Genomic DNA, 20,319 nt, shown 5'->3' on the forward strand with positions numbered 1-20,319 from the left:
ATTATGTGCGGTTTCCCTAGCGTTCTCGTCATGAAGAACATCGACGAGACCATCGCCCGCTACCTCGCCACCTGGAACGAGACCGACGCCGCCGCCCGCCGCGCGGCCATCGACGAGCTGTGGACCCCGGACGGCGTCTACACCGACCCGATGGCGGTCGCCGCGGGCACCGACGCGATCGACGCCACCATCGCGGCGGTCCAGGAGCAGTTCCCCGGCTTCACCTTCACCCTGGCGGGGCCGGTGGACGCCCACCACGACATCGCCCGTTTCACCTGGGAGCTCGCGCAGGACGGCGCCGAGGCCCTGGTGGTGGGCTTCGACGTGGCCGTGCTGACCGCCGACGGCCGCATCGACCGCGTGCACGGCTTCCTCGACAAGATCCCCAGCGGGGCCTGAGACCATGAGGAACAGAAGGCGCCATCTGGCCGCCGCCCTGCTGGCCGTCCTGCCGATCGTCGCACTCGCCTCGCCCGCGCAGGCGCAGCGGACGGACGGTCCCGTGATCGAGGGCCGGGTCAGCCCTCAGGCGAAGATCTTCATCGACCGGCAGACCCGGTTCGGCGCCATGCCCACGGGCGACGGCGCCGAACGGATCAGGATCTACGGTGAGATGTTCGCCGCCGACGCGACCCTCTGGGAGGCCGCCGCCGACCTCATCCACGGCCGGCCGGCCATCGAGCAGGCCATCAAGGGCACGCTCGCGCTGGTGCCGAACTTCGGGTTCACGCCTCAGCGCATCGCGGCCGGCGGCGACACCGTGATGTACGGAGCCCACAACACGATCGTCGTCCACGGCAGGACGATCGAGTACCCCGCCATCTACCGCGTGGTGCTCAACCAGGCCGGCGAGGTCGCGCAGGGGCGGCGCTACTACGACCGGTACTCCTGGTTCGCCCCCATCGCCCCCGGTGAGCTGAAGCTGGACAACCTGTTCGGCGGGATCGCCGATCGTGCCGCCGCCGCCCCCGAGGCCGAGGCACAGGTGGACAGCTCGCGTCAGGGTCTGCTCGGCCGGGCCGCCGCCTGGAACAGCAGGAACGCCCAAGCACTGGTCGCGGCCTCGGGCAGGGCGCCGCTGAGCGGCCCCGGCCTGGACGGGCGCAAGCTGTACACGAAGGCCGCCAAGCTCGCCTACGTCGACAGGCTGCTCAGCAGGTTCGAGAACGACCCGGAACGCGGCAACGTCACCGCGCTGCGGCCCGGGCAGGCGATCCACACCCGCGACGCCACGTACCAGGAGTGGTACGGCACCGTACGCAGCCAGGAGCGGGAGATCTCCTACGGGATCATCGAACGCTTCGGCCACCACAAGGGCAAGGTCACCGACTGGAGCCTGACGTTCGACACGCTGCCCCTCATCGCCGACGCGGGCAAGATCGACCAGCTGTACGGCCTGCTGCGCCGCACCTGAGGAATGAGGAAGACCATGGCACTGGACGTACGGGTGGAGAGCGCCTGGGACCTGCACGACCAGGTGGAACGCTGGTCCCGATCGACCGGGATCACCGTGGAGGTGTGGGCGCTGCCTGGCGAGCCGCCGCCCCGCGTCGTCGAGGGGCTCGTCCGTGCCACGATCCTCGACACGCTGGACGCGTTCGCCGAGGACGGATCGGTGCGGTGCGTGGGCCTCGCGCTCACCCTCGGCGCCCGGGGACTGCGCCTGACGATCAGCGGCGACGGCTCCGGCCTGCCGCGGGAAGGGCTCGCCGGACGCCTGCGCGTCAGGCGGGCCGGGTTCGCGGGGCTGGGCGGCGGGCTGTCGACGAACGCGGTGCCCGGCGGCGGCGTCACCGTCAGCGCCGCGCTGCCCGCACACGCAGCGCGGCGCCATCAGCGCTTGAGGTAGGCCAGGACGGCCAGGACGCGGCGGTTGTCGTCCGTCGAGGGGGTGATCCGCAGCTTGCCGAAGATGCTCGCGGTGTGTTTGGCGACCGCGCTCTCGCTGAAGTGCAGGGCCGCCGCGATGGCGACGTTGGACCTGCCCTCGGCCATCATCTCGAGCACGTCCAGCTCACGCGGCGTCAAGCTGCCGATCATCCCGCGGGCCTGGCTGCGGGACAGCAGCTTGGCGATGACCTGCGGGTCCATCACCGTGCCGCCCGCCGCGACCCGGCGGACGGCGTCGACGAACTGCTCGGTGTTGGTGACCCGGTCCTTGAGCAGGTAGCCGACGGCGCCGTCCCCGGCCGCCAGCAGCTCGTTGGCGTACAGCTGGTCGACGTACTGGGAGAGCACCAGGATCGGCAGTCCAGGACGGCGGCGGCGGGCCTCGATCGCGGCCCGCAGCCCCTCGTCGGTATAGGTGGGCGGCAGCCGGACGTCCACGACGGCGACGTCCGGCTCGTCCTGGAGCAGCGCGCGCAGCAGCGACGGCCCGTTGTCGACCGAGGCCACCACCTCGCAGCCGTGTTCGCGCAGGGTCCTGGTCAGCCCGTCCCTCAGCAGGAAGAGGTCTTCGGCGAGGACAACACGCACGGAATCTCCATGATCGCAGTGGTCGGCCCGCCTGGCGGGCTGTGCAGGGTGAGAACGCCGTCGAACGTCTCCAGCCGCCGCTGGAGGCCGCGCAGCCCGGTCCCCTTCGCCGGGTCGGCGCCGCCGCGCCCGTCGTCGGTGACGCTGACGCGCAGCGTCCGCCCGTCGTGGTCGAGGACGATGCCGACCTCCCGCGCGCCGGCGTGCTTGGCCGCGTTGGCGAGGGTCTCGCCGACCGCGAAGTAGGCGGCCGACTCGACCGGCGCGGGCAGGCGGCCCGCCAGCCGTACGTCGACGTGGACGTCGAGGAAGCTGTCGAGCGCGAGCGACCTGACGGCGTCGCCGAGGCCCCGGTCGGCGAGGACCGGCGGGTTGATGCCGTGCACGAGCGTGCGCAGGTCCTCCAGCGCCCGCGCGGTGGTCTCGCCCACCTCGGCCAGCAGCCTGCGGGCGGCCGCCGGGTCGCTGTCCAGGACCCGGGTGGCGCTGTCCAGGGTCATGCCGAGCGCGACGAGCCTGGCCTGGGCGCCGTCGTGCAGATCGCGTTCGATGCGCCTCAGCTCGGCCGCCTGCACGTCGAGCGCCTGCGCCCGGGTGTCGGTCAGGTGGGCGATCCGCCTGGTCAGCTCCGTACGGCGCGGCACGGACAGCAGGAGCCGGGTCCAGCGGCCGTGCAGGCTCAGGATCCGCGGCGCCATCACGACCCCGGCGACCAGGAAGCCCACGCCCAGCGCGAGGGCCGCCAGCATGGTCGGCGTGCTGTGGACCGGGACGAACGCGTACCAGTTGCCGTCGCCGAGGTACCGCCACACGAAGGGCTGCACCAGCGTGCCGAACGCGCCGTACCAGAGGAACATGAGCGGGATCGCGACGAGGACTCCCCCGGCCCACGGCTCCAGCCAGGCCCAGGCCAGATCCCGCCAGAAGCCCTCGTCGGCGAGGATCGCGCCCGCTCTCCTGCGCCGGCTCCACGAGGGGTCACCGGCGAACGGCTCGGGCGCGCTGATCCGCACCCCCGTCCACCGGGCGGCGCGGGCGCGCGAGCGGTCCGACAGGCGCCGCAGCGCCGTCGCGGCAGGGACGAGCAGCCGGAAACCGGCGCCCACGGGGAGGAGCAGGAGGGCCAGGACGACGAGCGACCCGACGGCGGACACCGCCACCGCGAGCAGTCCCGCCAACTGGCAGCGCCCCACAGCGGCCAGCGCCCCCTTCGCTCTCATCGGTCGTGGATTCTAACGGGCGCGTTCCACACCCACAGCAGCGCCGCCAGCGCGCACGACGTGCCGAACATCACCATCGGCACGACCGCCCCGCTCTCCTCGTCCATGAACAGCAGCAGGCCGAGGTTGATCAGCGTGTGGAAGCCGCCGGTCAGCAGCAGCCGGTGCGAGCGCACCCGCTCCAGCGCCAGCCCCATCACGACCGACATCGACACCGTCGCCAGCAGGAACGCCGCCGCGTGCGCCGGCGGCCTGCCGAACACCGGCACATGCCACACCCCCCACAGCACCCCCACCGCGATCGACGCCGTCAGCGGGCCGAACCGGCGGCGCAGCAGCGGTTGCAGCAGGCAGCGCCAGCCGATCTCCTCGCCGCACGCGCCCACCAGCTGCGCGACCACGATCAGCGCGAACGGACTGCCCAGCGTCCCCGGCCCGGTGAACCCGGCGTCGCCGGTGAGCAGGCCGTACCCGCCGACGCAGAGCGCGACGATCACCGGAGCCGTGGCGAGCAGCAGCAGCCCGTGACGGCCCACCCCGCCGGCCTCCTGGCTCACCGCGCCGGACAGGGCCCGCCGGGTGAGGCTCGGCCACCACAGGGCGACGGCCCCGACCGCGAGGGCCGGCCCGAACTGGGTCAGCTGGATCACCTCGGCGGGGATCGGCGTGAAAGCCTGCGCCGCGCCCAGCAGGCCGGACGCCACGAAGGCGACGGCGAGGAACACCCCCACGGGCGCCAGGACGCGAGAGGTCGCCGGAGTCTGTGTCTTCAGCATGGGACCGACGATTCCGTCCGGCCGCGCTGCGATCACTGCACCTGGCAACCTGACGGGGGTGGATCCAGGTCCACCCCCGCCGGGATCTCCCTCAGGGTGCGCCGCCGGGGACTCCCGCCCCGGACCCCACGGTGACCCTCAAGACGGGCAGCCGCCGGCCGGGAGCGACCTCTCGTTCCCCGACGCGCTCGGCCCCCATCCGCAGGTAGAACGCTTCGGCGTGCGGGTCGGACTCAAGGGTGAGGGTCTGGAAGCCGGCGCCACGCGCGGACTCGACGGCGTGCTCCCAGAGTCTGCGCCCCAGCCCGGTGCCGATGGCCTCCGGCTCGATGAAGAGATCCGCGAGCTCGCCGTGCGGAGGCTCGCCGGCGAGGTGGTAGTAGCCTGCCGGCACACCGTCCCGCTCCGCGACGACGACCCGATCGGCACGAATGGTGGCGGAGCTTATCGACAGCAGCTCCGCCCAGCCGTCGAGCATCGCCTGCGGGTAACCCCAGTACGCCTTGGAACGCCGGGTGAGCGCGGTGAGCGCGTCCGCCTCGTCCGGTTCGGCGGCTCGTACAACGATGTCGTTCACCGCCGTAGTATCGCTCGCACGAACACGCGGAAGGCGTACGGTCGGGAGATCTGCCCGTGACAGGGAAGGTGGCGAGATCGTGGGCGACGGACAGCGGACGGCCGGCCACTGCCGGCGACGGTCAGGCCGGGCGCGGCTTCGCCGGGCCGGGTGAGGGCTCATGTTCCCGGTGAAGCTCTCCTCCCCGCGGCTGGGGATGCGCGAGTTCGAGCCCGGCGACGTCGACCCGCTGCTCGCCATCTACGGCGACCCCCTGGTGGCCGAGCACATGTCGTTCGAGCCGCGCGACCGCGATCAGGTCGCCGGCATCGTCGACCGCGCGATGAAGGCCGCCCGCCGGCCGGAGCGCACCGAGTACTCCCTCGCCGGCGTCCTTCCGGGCGGGGAGCTGGTCGCCCATCTGCGGCTGGCCGTCGACATCGGCCACCCGCTCCAGTCCAGCGGCCAGATCGGGTTCGCGTTCCGCGCGGACCAGTGGGGGCGCGGGCTCGGCGGCCACGGCATTCAGCTCCTGCTGCGGCTGGGCTTCGAACATCTGGGCCTGCACCGGATCTGGGGCGCCCGCTCCCCCGTCAACGAGCGGTCGGCCCGGGTCATGGCCCAGGAGGGGATGGTCGAGGAAGGCACCATCCGCGGGCACCTGAAGCTCGCCGGCGGCTGGCGCGACTCCGTCGTCCACTCAATCCTGCGACCGGAGTGGGACGGGCACGACGAGGAGTGACGCGGGACGGCCGGGATCAGACAGGCCGCATGGGGACGAAGGTCAGTGGGGGTCGCTCAGGTGCGTGTACCACGGGCCCCACACGCGCAGGGTGTCGCCCGGCCTCCGGTCAGGACTCCACATGTACGCGCGGTGGGCGCCGCTGAGGGAGAAGACGACCACGTCGCCGTCCCAGTAGATCGCGTCGAAGGTCAGGCCGCCGATGGTCCGGCGCCCCAGCACCTCGTCCTTGCCCAGCGCGCGGGCGACGGCCTCCATCTGCGGAGCCGCGTCAGCGAACCGATCGTCCTGGCCGGGCTTGAGCCAGAAGAGCCCCACGAGGAGAAGCACGCCGGCCAGGAGTATCGCTGCCCAGCGTAAGCCCGGGCCGTTGGTGATCGTTCGTCCCATGCGAGCATCTTCACACACGTATGTGCAGGACTCATGAAGATCACGAGGTCACGCGGTTCCACGCCCTGACCTGCGCTGTTCACTCCCGCTGAAGGTGATCTTCCGGCATTCCTCGTTGTTCCGGGGCCTGACCGTACTTGATCCTCGAAGCAAGCGATGGACGTCCCCCTTCCGGCGACGGCCTCGCCGGGCCACCACGGGACCCGGATCAGCGTTCTCAAGAAAGAAACTCGCCATGAGCAACGACGGAACCACGTACCAGGGATTCACGGCCGAGGAACGGGCCGCGATGAAAGAGCACGCCCAGGACCAGAAGAAGGCCGCACGCCGTGCCTCCCGCGCCGACAAGGCCGCGCAGGACCGGGACGACGTACTCGCGAAGATCGCCGAAATGCGGGAGCCGGATCGCGTCATGGCCGAACGCGTCCATGCCGTCATCACGGCCGGCGCCCCCGAGCTCGCGCCGAAGCTCTGGTACGGGATGCCCGCGTACGCGCTGGACGGCAAGATCGTCTGCCATTTCCAGAGCGCGGCCAAGTTCAAGACGCGCTACGCCACGCTCGGGTTCAGCGACCGGGCGAACCTGGACGACGACACGATGTGGCCGGTCGGATTCGCCCTGACCGAGGTGACGGCCCAGGTCGAGGCCCAGATCGCCGCGCTCGTGAAGCACGCGGTGAGCTGACCCGCGCCCGGCGGCCCCCCGCCCCTCAGCGGCCGGCCGGCGTCGGTGACCTGAACCGCTTCTACCAGGCACTGTTCGGCGGCCGGCTGCTCAGCCAGGGGATGCTGACCCAGATGCGCACCGGCGTCGCCACGCCCCAGGCTCCGGTCTTCCCCCGGTACGGGCTCGGGCTGGAGTCGATCGGTCTCAGCTGTGGCGAGATGTGGGGCGCGACCGGCTCCATCCCGGGCTACGAGACGCTCAGTTTCGCCGACGCCACGGGCGAACGCCGGATGACGCTGTCGGTCAACGTGCAGCGCAACGATCCAGGGGCGGTGCGCATGCTGCTGGGCGCCATCGACGCGCTCAACCGCTACTTCTGCGGCGAGCCGTACCGGCTGCCGGCCGGCGCCGAAGCCGCGCAGCTCCGACGGCCCTGACCTGCGGTTCGACACCAAGGGCGAACCGCTGTGCCGAGCGAGGACTCCGGTCACCTGGTGCCGGTCCGGCTCATCCGGGGAACGCTAGCCGGGATTCAGCACCTCGTCGTCCGCGTGCGCGCCGAACTCGGCGACCCGCACCTCCGCGATGTGCTCGTACCGGCTGATCCGGTCGGTCCACTCCGCGTCGACGCCGAACGCCACCTGCGCGAAGCCCACCCGCCTGATGGCGTCGGCCAGGCCCGGATCGCCAGGGGCCAGCAGCCGTACCGGCGCGTCAAGCGCCACGGTGTGCGGCGGCACGAAGTACTCGTCCGGCAGAACGGTGCTCGCGTGGACGAGCGCGCCGACGGCGACCACCGAGCCGGCCCCCAACCGTGCACACTGCAGGACCGTCGCCGCGGTCGCCACGTAGGCGCACCTGCCGACCTCGCAGCCCAGCAGCGTGGCGTGCGGCCCCACGAAGACGTGGTCGCCGACCAGCACCGGCTGATCGCCGGCGACCGCGGACCCACGCAGCACCGCGTTCTCGCAGATCACCGCCGCCTCCCCGACCTCGATCCGGGACCCCTCGGCATCGAGCACCGCGCCGTACATCACCCGCGCCCTCGGCCCCACGCGGACATCGCCGACCAGCGTGGCCGTCGGGGCGACATACGCGGTGGGATGGACCTGGGGCTCGTGCCCGCGATGGCGGATGCGGATTCCCCGTGCTTCAGCGATCACGAGCGGATCCTCGCCGAACCGGCCGCGCGCATGCTGGCGGATTTCAGACATCGCGTTCGCCGAGGCCAGCTGACGCGGCACCAGTCACCCGCCTACTTGACGACCCTGCCTGTGGTCTTCTCCCCGTCCACGGATATGGCCAGGCAGTACATGGTCCTGTTGAGGGGCCAGCCTGCTGCCGTCGGGCCGATCCCCAGCAACGCGACCGCATCGCGTTTGCCGTCCTTGATGCGCATCCGGGGCAGGCACCCGTTCTCCGCGAGGCGTCGCATGTCCGCCCCCGGGTACGGCCCGTCGGGCAGCACGTAGGTGGTGGCGAACTCCGCCATGTGCGGCTCGGCGCATGGCACGACGGTCACCTCGTAGGTCTCGGGTATGGGGTCGATGCAGTCGCCGGGCCGTAACTCGCTGACGTCATAGCGCTCCGCGCCGGCGGGCAGCTCCGACACGGCCGTCGGCGACGGCAGCACGGAGGCGGACACGGATGCCGGGGCAGCGGCGGAGGGTGGAGCCGAGTCTGAGGTGCAGGCGGTGAGCGGGTCGAGCAGGCAGGCCGCCACCACGGATGGCCGGATCATGAGCCCTAAGAATGGCATCACCGCAAGCCGTTGCCTACGGCAGAGCAGGCGAAGCCCACATGCTCCGGGCAACGCCAGGCCCCAGCGCCGACGACCGGACCAAGCACTGCTGACCCCAACCACCCCGGCACGCTGGTACGCCGTGCGTCGCTCACGACGGGCTGAGCAGCAAGGTGCATCTTGCGGCCGACTGTCCGCTGCCGACCACCGGCCTTCGTCTGGCCCCGGGCCGAGCCGCAGACGGCCCGCAGTTCCGCGCCGTGCTGGAGCACGTCGTGCTCTGCCTGCCCGTCGGCCGCCCGCGCACCGTGGCGGCGGTCGGCCGGTGGGTCATGATGCCGAGCCCTACAAAGCAGCACAGGACGGCGGAACGGTGCATCAACCGGATGAAGGAATGGATCGGACTGAAGACCCGAACTTCGCACAAGCTCTAATACGGCAGGACGAAACGGGTGTGCGCCAGTCGTAGCCAGTACCGGTCGAGATGGACGCCGGTGATGCGCTGGGCGAGCTGGAATCCGGTGGAGATCATTTCTTCGATCGGAAAGTCGCCGTCCTCGTTCCAGACATCCGGCATGCTCAGGCCGGCCGCGTGCTCGTCGAAGTGCGGCAGCGCTTCGTGCAGCGGCACGGAAACGGCGACGTCGCCGTCCACCGCGTACTCGAGGCGGTGGTTCGCGTTGATGTTCCAGCCGATGGACAGGGCTCGCCCGCCGCCGGCGGAAAGCCTCGCGAGGAGGTCTCCGCCGGCGATGTCGCCACCCTGCACCTGGAACGACACCGTCCAGGAGTCGTCGTCCGCCTCGCCGATCAGGACGACGCCCGCTCCGTCGCGCCAGTGCGGGTCCTCGTCTATGCCGCCGGTGATTTCGGAGAGCGAGACGACGGCGCCGTCGTCTGGGTTCACGCCTATCCTCGCGGCGGTTTCCTCAAGGTCCAGTCCCTCGGCCCAAACCGTGTAGAAGCTGGTACGGACATTCAGCCACTGCTCATGCAGCAGGTCGTACATGTGGGTTGGCGACTGGTCCATGGGATTCCGTTCCGACCTGCGCTGACGTGGGGCGGAGCCGTCCCCGGCCCTCGGGGGGCAGCAGCGGCCGGACGGCATCCCAGGTCAGCATGTCGTTAGCAGCGAAGACGAGTTGTCAGCGGAAGTCGGAGATGCGCAGCACTGCCAGCATGTCCGCCGCCCGGGAGCCGCCGGTCGAGAAGGAGGCTTCCGCGCCGACCCAGCCGCGGAAGGCTCCCGTGTCGTCGATGATCTGCATGAGCGGTTTGACGTGGGAGTTGCCGGTGTAGCAGAACTCACCGCGCTCCATCGCCAGACAGGTGCACCAGTGCCACAGCGTGTCGCGGCGGTCGGACTTGGAGATCGTCGTGAGGTAGTACTGGATGGAGCTGATGTTGGAGCGGGTTCCGCCGCCGTACTTGGGGCAGCCGCCCGACTTCTGGCAAGCGCCACGCGAAGACGGCTGCAGGTAGGTCAGGCACGAGGTGGTCGAGGCGCAGGCGCGGAAGGCGGAGTGGCCGAACGGCTGATTGCCGGAGGCGACAAGCTTGCCGCCCGCCCAGCTCGTCAGGTCCTGCCTGAGCGAGCGGGGGAACGCCTTGACCGAACTCATCGCGCGCCGGGTGCCGAAGGCGGCGTTGCTGCCGTAGCCGTACCCGTGCGTTGCCAGCGTGCTCCGCTTGAGGTCCAGACGGGCCAGCTTGCCGTCAGGTGAGGACCGTACGTACCACTGCTCCGTCCAGGTCTGGGCGATCTTCCACCGGATGGTGAGCACGCCGCCCGCCACGGTGTACGTCCCGGTACGGCTCTCCCCGGGGGCTCCGGTGAACCCTCCGGCGGTGAGCACCTCGCAGCCGCGGGGCCGTGATGCGACACCGCCCTTCTTGGTGGTGCAGCTCGGATCGGGGACGGTGCCGGTGCGCTGCCTGGCCTTGGGATGCCGCTGCCACCACAGGTACATGGCGGCCTTCACCGTGCCGTTCGCGGCGAAGCGATAGTTGCCCAGGCGTACCCAGTTCTGCTGGGAGGCGGCCTTCAGATGACCCTGTGAGACGACGAAGGTGGTCCTGCCGCCCGGCAGGGGCGAGGCGGACACCGCAGCGGTGGCCGGCTGGGCGGGCAGGATGGTGATGGCGAGCACGAAGGAGAGGATTGCCGCTGCGGTACGCATGAGAAGTCTCCGGGAGGCTTGCGAGCGGGGCGATCGTCAATGGGTCACCGTATTCGGTCCGCACCGGATATGTCTTCGAAACCGCGGCCATGCCCCCCGGGCAGGCGCGGGGCCCCTGCGATGACGTCACAGGCGAATGCAATGGCGATAGCGACTACCTACGCCGGGTGGTGCTTGACACGGCGAGCCGGCCTGCCCGGTTCCTTCAATGCTTGCTCTCTGGCCCATGCCCGCATTCGGTCGGACTTGTTCAGCGGTTCGCTGTCCGCCATCTTCCGGTACCTCGCGGTGGCATCAGGACCGGCGTCGACAGGCCAGATCGTGATCAGGTACGCCTCTGGGCAGACCTGCCTATAGGCCTTGTTGTTGACGCTTCTGCCGTTCGTGTGGACCCTCATGCGATAGCGGCCTGGTCCTTGCGGAGTGAGGTTGGGAAACTGTGAAGGAGGCTCACCCATCAACCCGCACAGCACCGTCTCACCGGTCAACGTGATGAGGTCGAACTCCGTGCCGTCCTCCCAGGCGTCGGGCTGGGGCATGGGAGGAGGTCCGGTCGCGAGCTGGATCGTCACGTCGAGAAACCCCGTGTGCACCCCTGTCCGGATCACTGCGATTCCTGGCCGGCTGGAGGCCAGCTGGTCGAATGCATGGTCTGGATGTCCTCTTTCGGAGTCGCGGTCACCCACCATGAGCGTGTGGTAGGAGACGAACACCCTCTGCGCTCGTTCTGTGCGCACGATCTCAGCCATGGACGTGATCGTAAGGCGGACATGTTCTCCAGCCATTTGCACGCAAGCCATCCCATGCTCTTGCTGTAGCGCTTCGGATCTTTCGCGGATTTCGGAGGCGTGTCCGATTCAGACGCATGACTGGCTCACCCGATAGCCTCGATCAGCATGGACAGAGTTGCGCGATACGGGAAGTTCGTGGCTCAGGCCGGGCGAGGCCAGGAGCTGAGTGAGCTCTTGCTGAGCGCCGCAGGCGAGTTGGAGAACGAGCCCGGATGCGAGCTTTACCTGGTCAACCGGCAGACCGATGCTCCCGACACGATCTGGGTGACCGAGCTCTGGCGCAGCAAAGCCGACCTCGAAGCCGCTCTCAGGCAGGTGGCGGGCAGCCAGGAGGCGTCCGCCGCACTGCAACTCGTTCACTCGGCCGAATCGATTGAGCTGGATCTGCTGGGAGGCGCGGGTCTGACCTCGATGGGTGCCGCACCTTCCTGACGATGGTCATCTCAGGCTGCGCAGAGTCGTGGCCGGCGGAGGAGCGGCAGGAATCTCGGGCTCCGGCAGGCGCAGGTCATGCGACGCTCGGGCGCATCAGCCATGCGGCGGCGGCGAGAGTGAGCGCCCAGCCGATCACTTCGATGAGCAGGTGATCCGTTGCGCTGGGAACGGACTGCAGCACGTACACCCGGACGCTGTTGATCGCGCCGTGCGTCAGGACCGCGGGCCAGACGCTCCCCGACCGCCGGCGCAGCGCGAGCAACAGCGGCGCCCACGGCAGCATGCCCGCGAAGTAGATGACGATGTCCCAGGTCGGTCGATCGCCGATGACGGCGAGGACCGGCAGGTGCCAGACGATCCAGACCAGACCGCTGACAAGGGCCAGCGGCCAGAATCCCCATGACGCGGCGCGCGTCGCCAGCCAGCCGCGCCAGCCGAACTCCTCTCCGATGGCGAAGACCGACTGCATGAGGAAGACCGGGACGACCCACATGGTCGCCGCGAGGATCTGGTCAAGCGGGTTGAGCTGCCAGATCCCCGATGCCAGGGCGATGGCGGTCTGCATCGCGGCGATCGCGGCGATGAGGAGGATTCCGATGCCGACCCACTTGGGTGTGCCGCGCCATCTGGTGGCGAACGTCTTCCGGAACGTTCCGGGTCGCCGGGCGAGCCACATGATGATCGCTGCGAGCAGCGGGGTCAGTTGCAGGATCGGAGTGATCAGGTTGTTGGCGTCCGCCGGGACGAGCCGGAAGACCATCGGGATGGACAGTGCGAAACACAGCAGGACGGCGATCGCGAAGAACCATGTGACATCGGAAATCGCCGATCCGGCAGAACGGGAGCGCGTGGGGGACGCGGTCATGATGATCTCGTTTCGTGCGCGCGAGCGTGCGGTGATCTTGTACGCGGTACCGAACCTAGGCCGGGGTGTCACCTGCGGACATCACCCCGCGGGGTGAGGCGGCACCACCCGGCGGGATGGGATCTCAGCCGGGCAGATCGTTGCGGCCCACGAGCCCGTTCTCGTACGCGTGGATCACCGCGTGCACGCGGTCGCGCAGCCCCAGTTTCTGCAGGACGGCCCGGACGTGGGACTTCACCGTGTTCTCGCTCAGCGTCAGCTCCGCGCAGATCTCGCCGTTGGATCTGCCGCGGGCGAGCAGGCCGAAGATCTCGACCTCGCGTGGAGTGAGACCGTCCAGCGCCGCCGTCCGCCGTACCGGCACGTGCCGTACGAGATCGAGGATCGTCGCGGCCACTCCCGGAGCCAGCGCCGACGTGCCGGAGGCGACGTCGCACACGGCCTGGGCCAGAGCGGCGGGCCGGACGTCCTTGGTCAGGTAGCCGCTCGCGCCGGCCCGGACGGCGGCCACGACCAGCTCGTCGTCATCGAACGTCGTCAGCATGAGCACCCGGGTCGCCGGCGCGATCCTGACGATCTCCTCCGTGGCGGCGACCCCGTCCATGCGCGGCATGCGGATGTCCATCAGGACCACGTCGAGGCGGTGCCGCCGGACGACCTCGACGGCGTCGCCGCCGTTCGCGACGTCGTGGGTGACCTCGATGCGCTCGTCGGCCGACAGCACCGTGCGGAGGGAGGCCCGCAGCAACTCCTGATCGTCGACGAGCATGACACGGATCGCGTTCATGCCGCCTTCTTCGTGGGGAGCCGCGCCCGCAGGACCCATCCGTCGTCCCCGTCGTCGATCGACAGGGTGCCGCCCGCGGTACGCACGCGTTCCTCGATCCCCATCAGGCCGGCCCCCTGGCCGCCGGCGCCGCGAAGCGCCGTGCCGCCGTCGTCGCGCACCTCCACCGCCACTTCGGCCGGGGTCCAATGCAGGCGAACGGTCACCTCCACCGGTGGTACGAGGTGGCGCAGCGCGTTGGTGATGCCTTCTTGGACGGTACGGACCACCGCGACCTCGGCGCTCAGGCTCAACGGCCGCCGCGCACCCACCTCGTCGAACGTCACCGCGTGGAGCGGGCTGGCCGCCGAGGCCACCAGGTCGGGGAGGGCGTCGAGCGAGATCGGCCGGGCATCGGCGCGCGGGCCCAGGGTGGCCAGCATCGCTCGCAGACCCTGGTGGGCGTCCCTGCCGGTCTCGGCGATGTCGCCGAGTTCGCGGCGGGTCGCCGGATCCGCCGTCGTCACCGCCGCGGCCTCGATCCGCGCGACCATGACGGTGACCGTGTGGGCGATCACGTCGTGCAGGTCGCGGCGGATGCCGGCCCGTTCGTCGGCGACGGCCGCGGCCAGCCGTTCGCTCTCGGCTCTGCGGCCGGCCTCGTGCCTGCGGCGTACCAGCAGGGCCGCGAGCCACAGGCCGCCGACCACGAGCATCAGCAGCCCACCCTCGCCCAGACGGGCCGGGAGGTCAGCGGGCAGCCGGGCCCACGCCACCAGCTCGGTGAGGACGATCCCGAGCACGGCGACGGCCAGCGCGGCCGCCGAGGACCTGAACGGGACCCGGGCGGTCAGCAGCCACAACATGAGCGGGAAGCACACGGCCGAGGGCAGCATGACGGGTGACCAGCTCAGGGAAGGCATCGCGGCCAGCAGGAGCATGCCGAGCGCGGCGAGCGCGTACCCGGTCCACGGCCGCCTGGCGGCTGTCAGCGCGCCCGCGTGAAGGAGTACGGCGGCGACTGCCAGGACCAGGAGCTGCCAGAGGTCCGCGCCGAGCAACCGGACGGCCACCAAGGTGAGTACGGACAGGAGAGCGATGACCACGTGTGCCACCACGGCCAAGGTCGTCGCCTCCCGATGGTTCGTGGTCCTGGTTCGACGTGCCACAGGATAGCGAGCGTGCGATCGCGCGGGCCCTGCTCACCCGGCCGGTGGTGATGGTGACGGCCGCCCGGCCTTTTCGGCTCCGCGGGAACATTTGTCCAATCCTGGCGGCCGGCCGCCCGTGCACAGTCTCCCCATGAGTGAATACGACACTGACCACCCGCCTGGCATGCACGTGGTCCATGACGGCCTGCGGCAGGCGCCGCCGTTGCTGCTCATCCACGGGTCGGGGGCCTCGGGCGGTTTCTGGGGTCCGGTGGTCCCGGCGCTGGCCGCCCACCATCACGTCATCCGGGTCGACCTGCCGGGTTGCGGCCAGTCCCCGCCCGCGCCGTCGTATGACGTTCCCGCGCAGGCGGGTCAGGTGGCGGCGCTGCTGGACCGCCTCGAGCTTCGTCACGTCGCCGTGGCCGGGCACTCCAGCGGCGGCTACGTCGCCACCGCGCTCGCCGAGCAGCGTCCCGACCTCGTCGGTTCGCTTTCGCTGATCAGTAGCGGCCCGAGCCCGGATGCGCTCCTCCGGCAGCCGTTCGTTCTCCGGGTGCTGCTGGCCCCGCCGTTCGGCCCGCTCATCTGGCCGAGGCGTTCGGATGCGATGATCCGCAAGGGGATCGGCGCGACGGCCGTCCGCCCGGTGGACCTCCCGGACGACGTGGTCGCCGACGTACGGGGCATCACCTACCGCGTGATGCGGACCGTACTGCGCCAGAACACCGCCTACATCGCCGAACGGAGCGTGCCCGAGCGGCTGGCCGCCCTCGACGTCCCCGTACAGGTGATCTTCGGCGCCGCCGACCCCCGCTGGGAGCCGTCGTCGGCGCACCGGTACGACGCGGTGCCGGGCGCCCGGGTCGAGCTCCTGCCAGGCGTCGGGCACCTGCCCATGCTGGAAGCGCCCGAGACGGTCGGCGAACTGCTGCTGAGCTTCACGACGACGAGGCCGCCGACCACCCGTACTGCCTGATGCCCAGGCTGACTCGCCCGGTGCGGCCCTTCAGCGGGCCGCCCCGCGAAGGCCGGATGGCCACGGGTTGATCATCTGCCGGCCCTGGCTGACGGGCATGCCCTCAACGGCGCCAGTGGCCTGGCTGGACGAGGCCGGATTCGTAGGCGCAGATGACCGCCTGGATCCGGTCGCGCAGGCCGAGCTTGGACAGCACGTTGCTGACGTGGGTCTTCACCGTGTGCTCGCTGACCACCATGGCCGCGGCCATCTCGGTCGTCGGCGACCACGACGCGGATCGTCACGAGGCGGCTCTCGTCAGGTGCACCGTGACGGCGAAGCCGCGGCCTGTGCCGGGGAGGCCGTCAGCACCGAAGCGGTCATGAGTTTCAGCCGTACGGGACAACCCTCTCGGTTCCGCCGGCCCGGGCCGTGCTGGTGTTGAGAGGATATGCCGGACGGCAGATGCCCCGCGGGAGCTGCGGTGCGAGGTTGGCCTCGTGAAGAAACTCAGGACAACGCTCGCCGCTCTCGCTCTCGGGACGACGATGGCGGTCATACCCCAAGCGGCCCAGGCCCTGAATACCGGGACCCTGACGTGGGTGAAGTGCGGGGATGGCATGGACTGCGCCAAACTGCCGGTGCCGATCGACTGGAAACAGCCTGACGGCCCGAAAACTCAGGTCGACCTTGCCAAGCTGCCTGCGCGCGACCCCGCGCGCAAGCTCGGCTCGCTGGTGGTCAACACCGGTGGTGGCGCGACCATCCAGCCCGTACGCGGGATGCCCGCCGTGGTGTCGGAGCTGACCACCTGGTTCGACGTGGTCCTCATCGACCCCCGGGGAATGGGCGACAAGGGCAGCGCCTCGATGGTGACGTGCGATACACCGCAGGCCGGCAGCGCCGGGCTGATCCTGCGGCCCGGCGAGAAGGGCTGGCACGCGCAGGCCAAGGCCAACGCGGCCTACGACGCCTCCTGCCGCAAGGCCATGGGCGCCGCCTACGCGGGCATGACCTCCTGGCAGGTGGCCCACGATCTCGAGGCCCTGCGGGTCGCGCTCGGCGAGCCGAAACTGCGCTACTTGGGCAACTCCTACGGCACCTCCTACGGGCAGGCCTATGTGGAGCTGTTCCCGGCCAAGGTCGGCAGGATGGTGCTGGACAGCGTCGCCGACCACACCCAGCCGTTGCTGGAACGCTGGCTGATGGACAACGCGGTCACCGAGGAGAAGCAGCTGGGTCGCTTCCGTGACTGGTGCGAGGATGGATGCGCGCTGGGCGGCGATGACGCGATCAAGGTGTTCGACGACCTGCTGGCCCGTGTCCGGAAAGCTCCCCTGCCCGCAGGCAAGGCCACGATGAACGAGCAGGAGTTCCTCGTCGCCGTACGCGAAGGACTGGCCCCGCCGCGCTGGCCCGCCCTGGCGGCGGCGCTGCGCAGGGCCGCCGACGGCGACGCCACGGAGCTGTCGAAGATCTGGCCCCTGCCTCCCGAGGTTCCCGCGAATCCCCACAACACGATGCTGTGCCACGACTACATGCCCGACCTGCCCAGCTACGGGGCCTTCCGCGCCCTGGAGTCGCGGCTGCGCAAGGCCGCGCCGCGGATCGGCTGGATCCAGGGCCGCTACCAGATCGGCCGGTGTCTCGGCATGGGCAAGAAGCCGGCCAACCCGCCGCACCCGCTGCGGGCCCAGGGTGTGCCACCGGTACTGGTCGCCATCGGTGACACCGACGACAACACTCCCAACCTCGCCGCAGAGCACTTCGCCTCCCAGCTCCCGGGGGCGCGTGTGGTCAGGCACGGCGACGGGCACGCCGCCTACCTCATGCAGAGCGCCGGAGGGCTGGGCAGGACCTGCCTGCGCACGTACGTCCATGACTACCTGACGGCGGGTAGCCTGCCCCCACCCGGAGCGCGGTGCCCCGGCGACCTGGTGGCGAAGTTCCCGCGGGGGTGAGCCGGGCATGATCAAGGCTTGGAAGGCGGTGCCCGTGCTCGTCGGCGACGGCGGGCTGGCGGTCGCCCTGGCGCTGGTGACCTTGGGAGTTCCGCTGCTGGGGTCCGGCACGACGAACCCGAACGGGTTCACGCCGGTCTGGGCGGTGCTGGCCTGCGCGGTGTGCGCGCCATTGACCGTGCGCCGCCGTCTGCCACTGACCGCGGCGCTCGCCTCGGGCACCGCCGTCCTGCTCGCGATCATTCTCGGCCACCCTTCCGTCGCGACCTGGGTGACGGTCGTGGCGTTCGCCTCGGCGGCCTACCACCGCGACCGGGCACGGTGGTTGACCGCGGTCCTCGCGGCCTGCTGGCTGGTCACAGCCGGTCTGTTGACAGGCGATGCCCCGTCGGACCCGTCAAGTCTGTCCCGGCTGGCAATGTCGGTGTTCGCCGGCCTCGCCCCGGTCCTGCTCGGCCACGTACTGCGGCTGAACCAGAGCAGGACCCAGCAACTCGTCCTGGTCGAGCGGGCCCAGGAGCGCACCCGGATCGCCCGGGACGTGCACGACGTGGTGGGCCACCATCTCAGCGCGATCCGGCTGCAGGCAGTGGGGGCGCGGAGGGGCACACCCGCCGACGCCGATCAGGCGCTGAAGACGATCGCGGAGATTTCCGCCACCGCGCTCGGCGACACTCGGCGGCTGCTCGGCCTGCTCCGCGACGACGACGGCGACACCGACCTCGGCTCGCTGGCCGCTCGCCTGTCACAGCAGGGGCTCCGGGTGCGGCTGCGCGGCGGCTCCCTGCTGGAGGGGGTTGCCCTACGGGTACGGCATGCGGCCTACCGGATCGTTCAGGAGTCGCTGACCAACGTGATGCGGCACTCCGGGAGCGCGCAGGCCACGGTGCGGATCGAACGCAGCGGCCACGACCTGACGATCGTCGTGCAGGATGACGGGCAGGCGACACCCAGCAGTCCGGCCAGGCCCGACGGGGATGGGCTACGCGGGATGCGGGAGCGAGCGGAACTGCTCGGAGGCACGCTCACCGCGGGGCCGCGTACCTCTCGCGGGTGGCAGGTCACCGCCCGCCTGCCCGTGGATGATTCCGCCGGCCGGACGCCCACCGCGACAGGAGCGAGTCCTGCCCCGACCGCGAGCCGCCCCAAGCCGCGATCCGCAGCCGGCCGTGACACACAGGAGGCCACTTCGTGAGCATCCGCCTGATAGTCGCCGACGACCAGGCGCCCACCCGGGAGGGTCTGCGTCTGCTCCTGTCGTCCGAACCGGACCTGGAGGTCGTGGCGCTGGCGGCCGACGGGTTCGAGCTGGTCGAGATGGCCCGGCGGCACCGGCCGGACGTTGTGCTCACCGACATCCGCATGCCGCGCATGGACGGACTTGCCGCGATCCGCGGCCTGCTGGCTCTCGACCCTGCGCCGGCCGTGGTGGCACTGACCACATTCGACCTCGACGACTATCTGTTCGGCGCGTTGCAGGCCGGGGCGGTCGGGTTCCTGCTGAAGGAGAGCGACCCCGGCCTGATCCTGGACGCGGTGCGAGTCGCCCACAACGGGCAGGGGCTGGTGGACCCTCGGGTGACCCCCCGTCTGCTGAACCGCTTCATGGCGACCTCACCACGTCCGTCCACCGAACCGGCCACCCTGACGCCACGCGAGACCGACGTGTTGCGCCATCTCGCCGCAGGCTACAGCAACGCCGAGATCGCCCAGGCACTGGTGATCTCGCCCGGTACGGCCAAGGTTCACATCGAGCGGATCCTGGCCAAGCTGGGGGTGCGGACTCGTGTGCAGGCGGCCATCTACGCCCACCGGCATGGCCTCGTCACCTGGGCCGACCTTCCCTGAGCGCGCGACATCGCTGGGGCGCTCTGCCATGAATCCCTATGATTGTGACATCGAAGCTCGGGCGTCACCAAGGATGGGGACGAGGTAACGCGGGATGCACGCAGAGGGCCGTATCGAGCGGGCCAGGCTGGCCTATGAGCGGGCTGTCTACGCTGGTGACCAGGGCGTGTTGTCTGAGGCAGAGCGGGAGTTGGACAAGGTCGAGGCTGATCTCGCGCTGGCTCGAGGTCGGATCTTGCATGCGCGGTTTCTCGAGGAACGTCACGAGGATTCCCACGAACTGGCCTTGATGGAGCGTGCGGCACACCTCTATCGGAGGCTCGGCGATGTGGCCGGAGAAGCTGAGGCGCTGTTCTGGATGGGGTGCGTCCACCAGGTCATTCGTGGCGATGCCGATTCCGCGATCCCTCTGTTCGAACAGTCTCTTGAGCTGGCGCTGAAAGCCGACGACCTGGGAATTCAATCCGAGGTGCTTCGTCACCTGGGCATCGCCGATCATTCTGCGGGCCGGTTGGACAGTGCACGGGAGAAGCTGGAGGAGTCGGTACGGCTGCGCCGGCGTATTGAGCTTTGGGCAGGAGTCGCGGCCAATCAGGTCGGCCTGATTTACATCGCTGCGGCGCAGGGGCGCAGGGACGACGCGCTGGCACTGGCAGAGGAGGCGTACGCGATCGCGGAGTCCTGCGGTGCCGAGCGCATCGTGCGCCAGATCGTTGAGGCAAGAGCGCAGCTTCAGACCCCCGGTAACCGATCGGAACGAGACCAGGCGGAGGACAGGTAGGGGTTTTCACCCT

25 protein-coding genes and 1 pseudogene are annotated in these 20,319 nt (G+C 70.3%); 12 read left to right on the forward strand and 14 right to left on the reverse strand.

The features are described from left to right. Positions 1 to 30: 30 nt before the first annotated feature. The 3 genes from KME80_RS09710 to KME80_RS09720 are packed head-to-tail and all read left to right on the forward strand — an operon-like array spanning position 31 to position 1,849. Positions 31 to 399 (forward strand): nuclear transport factor 2 family protein, encoded by a 369-nt coding sequence (locus tag KME80_RS09710; RefSeq protein ID WP_219502876.1) that lies wholly within the window; start codon positions 31 to 33, stop codon positions 397 to 399. 4 nt (positions 400 to 403) lie between these two features. After that, positions 404 to 1,414, forward strand: a complete 1,011-nt coding sequence (locus tag KME80_RS09715; RefSeq protein ID WP_219502879.1) for a nuclear transport factor 2 family protein — start codon at positions 404 to 406, stop codon at positions 1,412 to 1,414. Positions 1,415 to 1,429: 15 nt separating this feature from the next. Continuing rightward, positions 1,430 to 1,849 (forward strand): hypothetical protein, encoded by a 420-nt coding sequence (locus tag KME80_RS09720; RefSeq protein WP_219502882.1) that lies wholly within the window; start codon positions 1,430 to 1,432, stop codon positions 1,847 to 1,849. Here KME80_RS09720 and KME80_RS09725 read toward each other — a convergent pair. The 4 genes from KME80_RS09725 to KME80_RS09740 form a co-directional block, all read right to left on the reverse strand. Then, entirely contained in the window at positions 1,834 to 2,478 is a 645-nt protein-coding gene (locus KME80_RS09725) for a response regulator transcription factor (RefSeq protein ID WP_219502885.1), read from the reverse strand. The genes KME80_RS09720 and KME80_RS09725 overlap by 16 nt on opposite strands. Beyond that, entirely contained in the window at positions 2,442 to 3,698 is a 1,257-nt protein-coding gene (locus KME80_RS09730) for a sensor histidine kinase (RefSeq protein WP_219502889.1), read from the reverse strand. The genes KME80_RS09725 and KME80_RS09730 overlap by 37 nt, the downstream gene beginning before the upstream one ends. Next, positions 3,695 to 4,474: a CPBP family intramembrane glutamic endopeptidase gene (locus tag KME80_RS09735; RefSeq protein ID WP_219502892.1), complete on the reverse strand. Its 780-nt coding sequence runs from the start codon at positions 4,472 to 4,474 to the stop codon at positions 3,695 to 3,697. Before KME80_RS09735 ends, KME80_RS09730 begins: the two co-directional genes overlap by 4 nt. Before the next feature lie 91 nt (positions 4,475 to 4,565). Next, complete coding sequence (locus KME80_RS09740) at positions 4,566 to 5,051, reverse strand: GNAT family N-acetyltransferase (RefSeq protein WP_219502895.1); 486 nt, start codon at positions 5,049 to 5,051, stop codon at positions 4,566 to 4,568. A gap of 160 nt (positions 5,052 to 5,211) precedes the next feature. Between KME80_RS09740 and KME80_RS09745 the strand changes: the two genes are divergently transcribed. After that, the gene (locus KME80_RS09745) at positions 5,212 to 5,772 is read left to right on the forward strand and encodes a GNAT family N-acetyltransferase (protein WP_219502898.1); all 561 of its coding nucleotides are present in this window, start codon (positions 5,212 to 5,214) and stop codon (positions 5,770 to 5,772) included. Positions 5,773 to 5,814: 42 nt separating this feature from the next. Here the strand turns inward: KME80_RS09745 and KME80_RS09750 are convergent, their stop codons facing one another. Beyond that, positions 5,815 to 6,162 (reverse strand): hypothetical protein, encoded by a 348-nt coding sequence (locus KME80_RS09750; protein WP_219502901.1) that lies wholly within the window; start codon positions 6,160 to 6,162, stop codon positions 5,815 to 5,817. 235 nt (positions 6,163 to 6,397) lie between these two features. Between KME80_RS09750 and KME80_RS09755 the strand changes: the two genes are divergently transcribed. Together KME80_RS09755 and KME80_RS09760 are read left to right on the forward strand one after the other, a co-directional pair. After that, complete coding sequence (locus KME80_RS09755; RefSeq protein ID WP_219502904.1) at positions 6,398 to 6,847, forward strand: iron chaperone; 450 nt, start codon at positions 6,398 to 6,400, stop codon at positions 6,845 to 6,847. A gap of 113 nt (positions 6,848 to 6,960) precedes the next feature. Continuing rightward, positions 6,961 to 7,266 (forward strand): hypothetical protein, encoded by a 306-nt coding sequence (locus KME80_RS09760; protein WP_219502907.1) that lies wholly within the window; start codon positions 6,961 to 6,963, stop codon positions 7,264 to 7,266. Positions 7,267 to 7,350: 84 nt separating this feature from the next. Here KME80_RS09760 and KME80_RS09765 read toward each other — a convergent pair whose 3' ends face one another. The 5 genes from KME80_RS09765 to KME80_RS09785 all read right to left on the reverse strand — a co-directional run bounded on the left by KME80_RS09765 (position 7,351) and on the right by KME80_RS09785 (position 11,499). After that, the gene (locus tag KME80_RS09765) at positions 7,351 to 7,992 is read right to left on the reverse strand and encodes a gamma carbonic anhydrase family protein (RefSeq protein WP_219502910.1); all 642 of its coding nucleotides are present in this window, start codon (positions 7,990 to 7,992) and stop codon (positions 7,351 to 7,353) included. Positions 7,993 to 8,084: 92 nt separating this feature from the next. Further along, complete coding sequence (locus KME80_RS09770; protein WP_219502913.1) at positions 8,085 to 8,570, reverse strand: septum formation family protein; 486 nt, start codon at positions 8,568 to 8,570, stop codon at positions 8,085 to 8,087. A gap of 430 nt (positions 8,571 to 9,000) precedes the next feature. Next, entirely contained in the window at positions 9,001 to 9,579 is a 579-nt protein-coding gene (locus tag KME80_RS09775; protein WP_219502916.1) for a DUF6461 domain-containing protein, read from the reverse strand. A gap of 136 nt (positions 9,580 to 9,715) precedes the next feature. Beyond that, the gene (locus KME80_RS09780; protein WP_219502919.1) at positions 9,716 to 10,750 is read right to left on the reverse strand and encodes a hypothetical protein; all 1,035 of its coding nucleotides are present in this window, start codon (positions 10,748 to 10,750) and stop codon (positions 9,716 to 9,718) included. A 158-nt stretch (positions 10,751 to 10,908) separates the two neighbouring features. Then, the gene (locus KME80_RS09785) at positions 10,909 to 11,499 is read right to left on the reverse strand and encodes a hypothetical protein (protein WP_219502922.1); all 591 of its coding nucleotides are present in this window, start codon (positions 11,497 to 11,499) and stop codon (positions 10,909 to 10,911) included. Between the two features lie 147 nt (positions 11,500 to 11,646). Here KME80_RS09785 and KME80_RS09790 point away from each other — a divergent pair, with 147 nt between their 5' ends. Continuing rightward, entirely contained in the window at positions 11,647 to 11,973 is a 327-nt protein-coding gene (locus tag KME80_RS09790) for a putative quinol monooxygenase (protein WP_219502925.1), read from the forward strand. Positions 11,974 to 12,049: 76 nt separating this feature from the next. On the opposite strand, the gene KME80_RS09795 is transcribed toward KME80_RS09790, so the two are convergent. The 3 genes from KME80_RS09795 to KME80_RS09805 form a co-directional block, all read right to left on the reverse strand. Beyond that, a complete protein-coding gene (locus KME80_RS09795; protein ID WP_219502937.1) occupies positions 12,050 to 12,841 on the reverse strand; it encodes a CPBP family intramembrane glutamic endopeptidase in 792 nt (263 codons plus the stop codon). Between the two features lie 124 nt (positions 12,842 to 12,965). Next, entirely contained in the window at positions 12,966 to 13,628 is a 663-nt protein-coding gene (locus tag KME80_RS09800; RefSeq protein ID WP_219502940.1) for a response regulator, read from the reverse strand. Next, the gene (locus tag KME80_RS09805; protein WP_308125688.1) at positions 13,625 to 14,713 is read right to left on the reverse strand and encodes a sensor histidine kinase; all 1,089 of its coding nucleotides are present in this window, start codon (positions 14,711 to 14,713) and stop codon (positions 13,625 to 13,627) included. The genes KME80_RS09800 and KME80_RS09805 overlap by 4 nt, the downstream gene beginning before the upstream one ends. Positions 14,714 to 14,909: 196 nt before the next feature. Here KME80_RS09805 and KME80_RS09810 point away from each other — a divergent pair, with 196 nt between their 5' ends. Then, positions 14,910 to 15,737, forward strand: coding sequence for an alpha/beta fold hydrolase (locus tag KME80_RS09810; protein ID WP_219502946.1), 828 nt, complete (start codon positions 14,910 to 14,912; stop codon positions 15,735 to 15,737). Between the two features lie 103 nt (positions 15,738 to 15,840). On the opposite strand, the pseudogene KME80_RS09815 reads toward KME80_RS09810, so the two are convergent. Continuing rightward, a pseudogene (locus KME80_RS09815) lies at positions 15,841 to 15,990 on the reverse strand (response regulator transcription factor); the annotation flags it as partial. A gap of 328 nt (positions 15,991 to 16,318) precedes the next feature. On the opposite strand from KME80_RS09815, the gene KME80_RS09820 reads away from it, so the two are divergent. From KME80_RS09820 to KME80_RS09835, 4 genes are all read left to right on the forward strand, one after another. Then, entirely contained in the window at positions 16,319 to 17,677 is a 1,359-nt protein-coding gene (locus tag KME80_RS09820; RefSeq protein ID WP_219502955.1) for an alpha/beta fold hydrolase, read from the forward strand. Between the two features lie 7 nt (positions 17,678 to 17,684). Continuing rightward, positions 17,685 to 18,872 carry a sensor histidine kinase gene (locus KME80_RS09825; RefSeq protein WP_219502957.1) on the forward strand — a complete coding sequence of 396 codons (1,188 nt, stop codon included), beginning with the start codon at positions 17,685 to 17,687 and terminating at the stop codon, positions 18,870 to 18,872. Beyond that, positions 18,869 to 19,525, forward strand: coding sequence for a response regulator (locus KME80_RS09830; protein WP_308125689.1), 657 nt, complete (start codon positions 18,869 to 18,871; stop codon positions 19,523 to 19,525). Before KME80_RS09825 ends, KME80_RS09830 begins: the two co-directional genes overlap by 4 nt. A gap of 94 nt (positions 19,526 to 19,619) precedes the next feature. After that, complete coding sequence (locus tag KME80_RS09835; RefSeq protein WP_219502975.1) at positions 19,620 to 20,306, forward strand: tetratricopeptide repeat protein; 687 nt, start codon at positions 19,620 to 19,622, stop codon at positions 20,304 to 20,306. Positions 20,307 to 20,319 lie beyond the last annotated feature (13 nt).

This window comes from Nonomuraea ceibae, from assembly GCF_019396325.1.
Classification (GTDB): Bacteria; Actinomycetota; Actinomycetes; order Streptosporangiales; family Streptosporangiaceae; genus Nonomuraea; species Nonomuraea ceibae.

What these genes read in the sequence shown, in the direction of transcription:
- KME80_RS09790 (WP_219502925.1), top strand. Translation starts at nt 11,647, where the DNA reads ATGGACAGAGTTGCGCGATACGGGAAGTTCGTGGCTCAGGCCGGGCGA.
- KME80_RS09835 (WP_219502975.1), top strand. Translation starts at nt 19,620, where the DNA reads ATGCACGCAGAGGGCCGTATCGAGCGGGCCAGGCTGGCCTATGAGCGG.
- KME80_RS09745 (WP_219502898.1), top strand. Translation starts at nt 5,212, where the DNA reads ATGTTCCCGGTGAAGCTCTCCTCCCCGCGGCTGGGGATGCGCGAGTTC.
- KME80_RS09755 (WP_219502904.1), top strand. Translation starts at nt 6,398, where the DNA reads ATGAGCAACGACGGAACCACGTACCAGGGATTCACGGCCGAGGAACGG.
- KME80_RS09795 (WP_219502937.1), bottom strand. Translation starts at nt 12,841, where the DNA reads ATGACCGCGTCCCCCACGCGCTCCCGTTCTGCCGGATCGGCGATTTCC.
- KME80_RS09710 (WP_219502876.1), top strand. Translation starts at nt 31, where the DNA reads ATGAAGAACATCGACGAGACCATCGCCCGCTACCTCGCCACCTGGAAC.
- KME80_RS09760 (WP_219502907.1), top strand. Translation starts at nt 6,961, where the DNA reads ATGCGCACCGGCGTCGCCACGCCCCAGGCTCCGGTCTTCCCCCGGTAC.
- KME80_RS09715 (WP_219502879.1), top strand. Translation starts at nt 404, where the DNA reads ATGAGGAACAGAAGGCGCCATCTGGCCGCCGCCCTGCTGGCCGTCCTG.
- KME80_RS09780 (WP_219502919.1), bottom strand. Translation starts at nt 10,750, where the DNA reads ATGCGTACCGCAGCGGCAATCCTCTCCTTCGTGCTCGCCATCACCATC.
- KME80_RS09770 (WP_219502913.1), bottom strand. Translation starts at nt 8,570, where the DNA reads ATGATCCGGCCATCCGTGGTGGCGGCCTGCCTGCTCGACCCGCTCACC.
- KME80_RS09730 (WP_219502889.1), bottom strand. Translation starts at nt 3,698, where the DNA reads ATGAGAGCGAAGGGGGCGCTGGCCGCTGTGGGGCGCTGCCAGTTGGCG.
- KME80_RS09810 (WP_219502946.1), top strand. Translation starts at nt 14,910, where the DNA reads ATGAGTGAATACGACACTGACCACCCGCCTGGCATGCACGTGGTCCAT.
- KME80_RS09775 (WP_219502916.1), bottom strand. Translation starts at nt 9,579, where the DNA reads ATGTACGACCTGCTGCATGAGCAGTGGCTGAATGTCCGTACCAGCTTC.
- KME80_RS09800 (WP_219502940.1), bottom strand. Translation starts at nt 13,628, where the DNA reads ATGAACGCGATCCGTGTCATGCTCGTCGACGATCAGGAGTTGCTGCGG.
- KME80_RS09785 (WP_219502922.1), bottom strand. Translation starts at nt 11,499, where the DNA reads ATGGCTGAGATCGTGCGCACAGAACGAGCGCAGAGGGTGTTCGTCTCC.
- KME80_RS09825 (WP_219502957.1), top strand. Translation starts at nt 17,685, where the DNA reads ATGATCAAGGCTTGGAAGGCGGTGCCCGTGCTCGTCGGCGACGGCGGG.
- KME80_RS09720 (WP_219502882.1), top strand. Translation starts at nt 1,430, where the DNA reads ATGGCACTGGACGTACGGGTGGAGAGCGCCTGGGACCTGCACGACCAG.
- KME80_RS09735 (WP_219502892.1), bottom strand. Translation starts at nt 4,474, where the DNA reads ATGCTGAAGACACAGACTCCGGCGACCTCTCGCGTCCTGGCGCCCGTG.
- KME80_RS09750 (WP_219502901.1), bottom strand. Translation starts at nt 6,162, where the DNA reads ATGGGACGAACGATCACCAACGGCCCGGGCTTACGCTGGGCAGCGATA.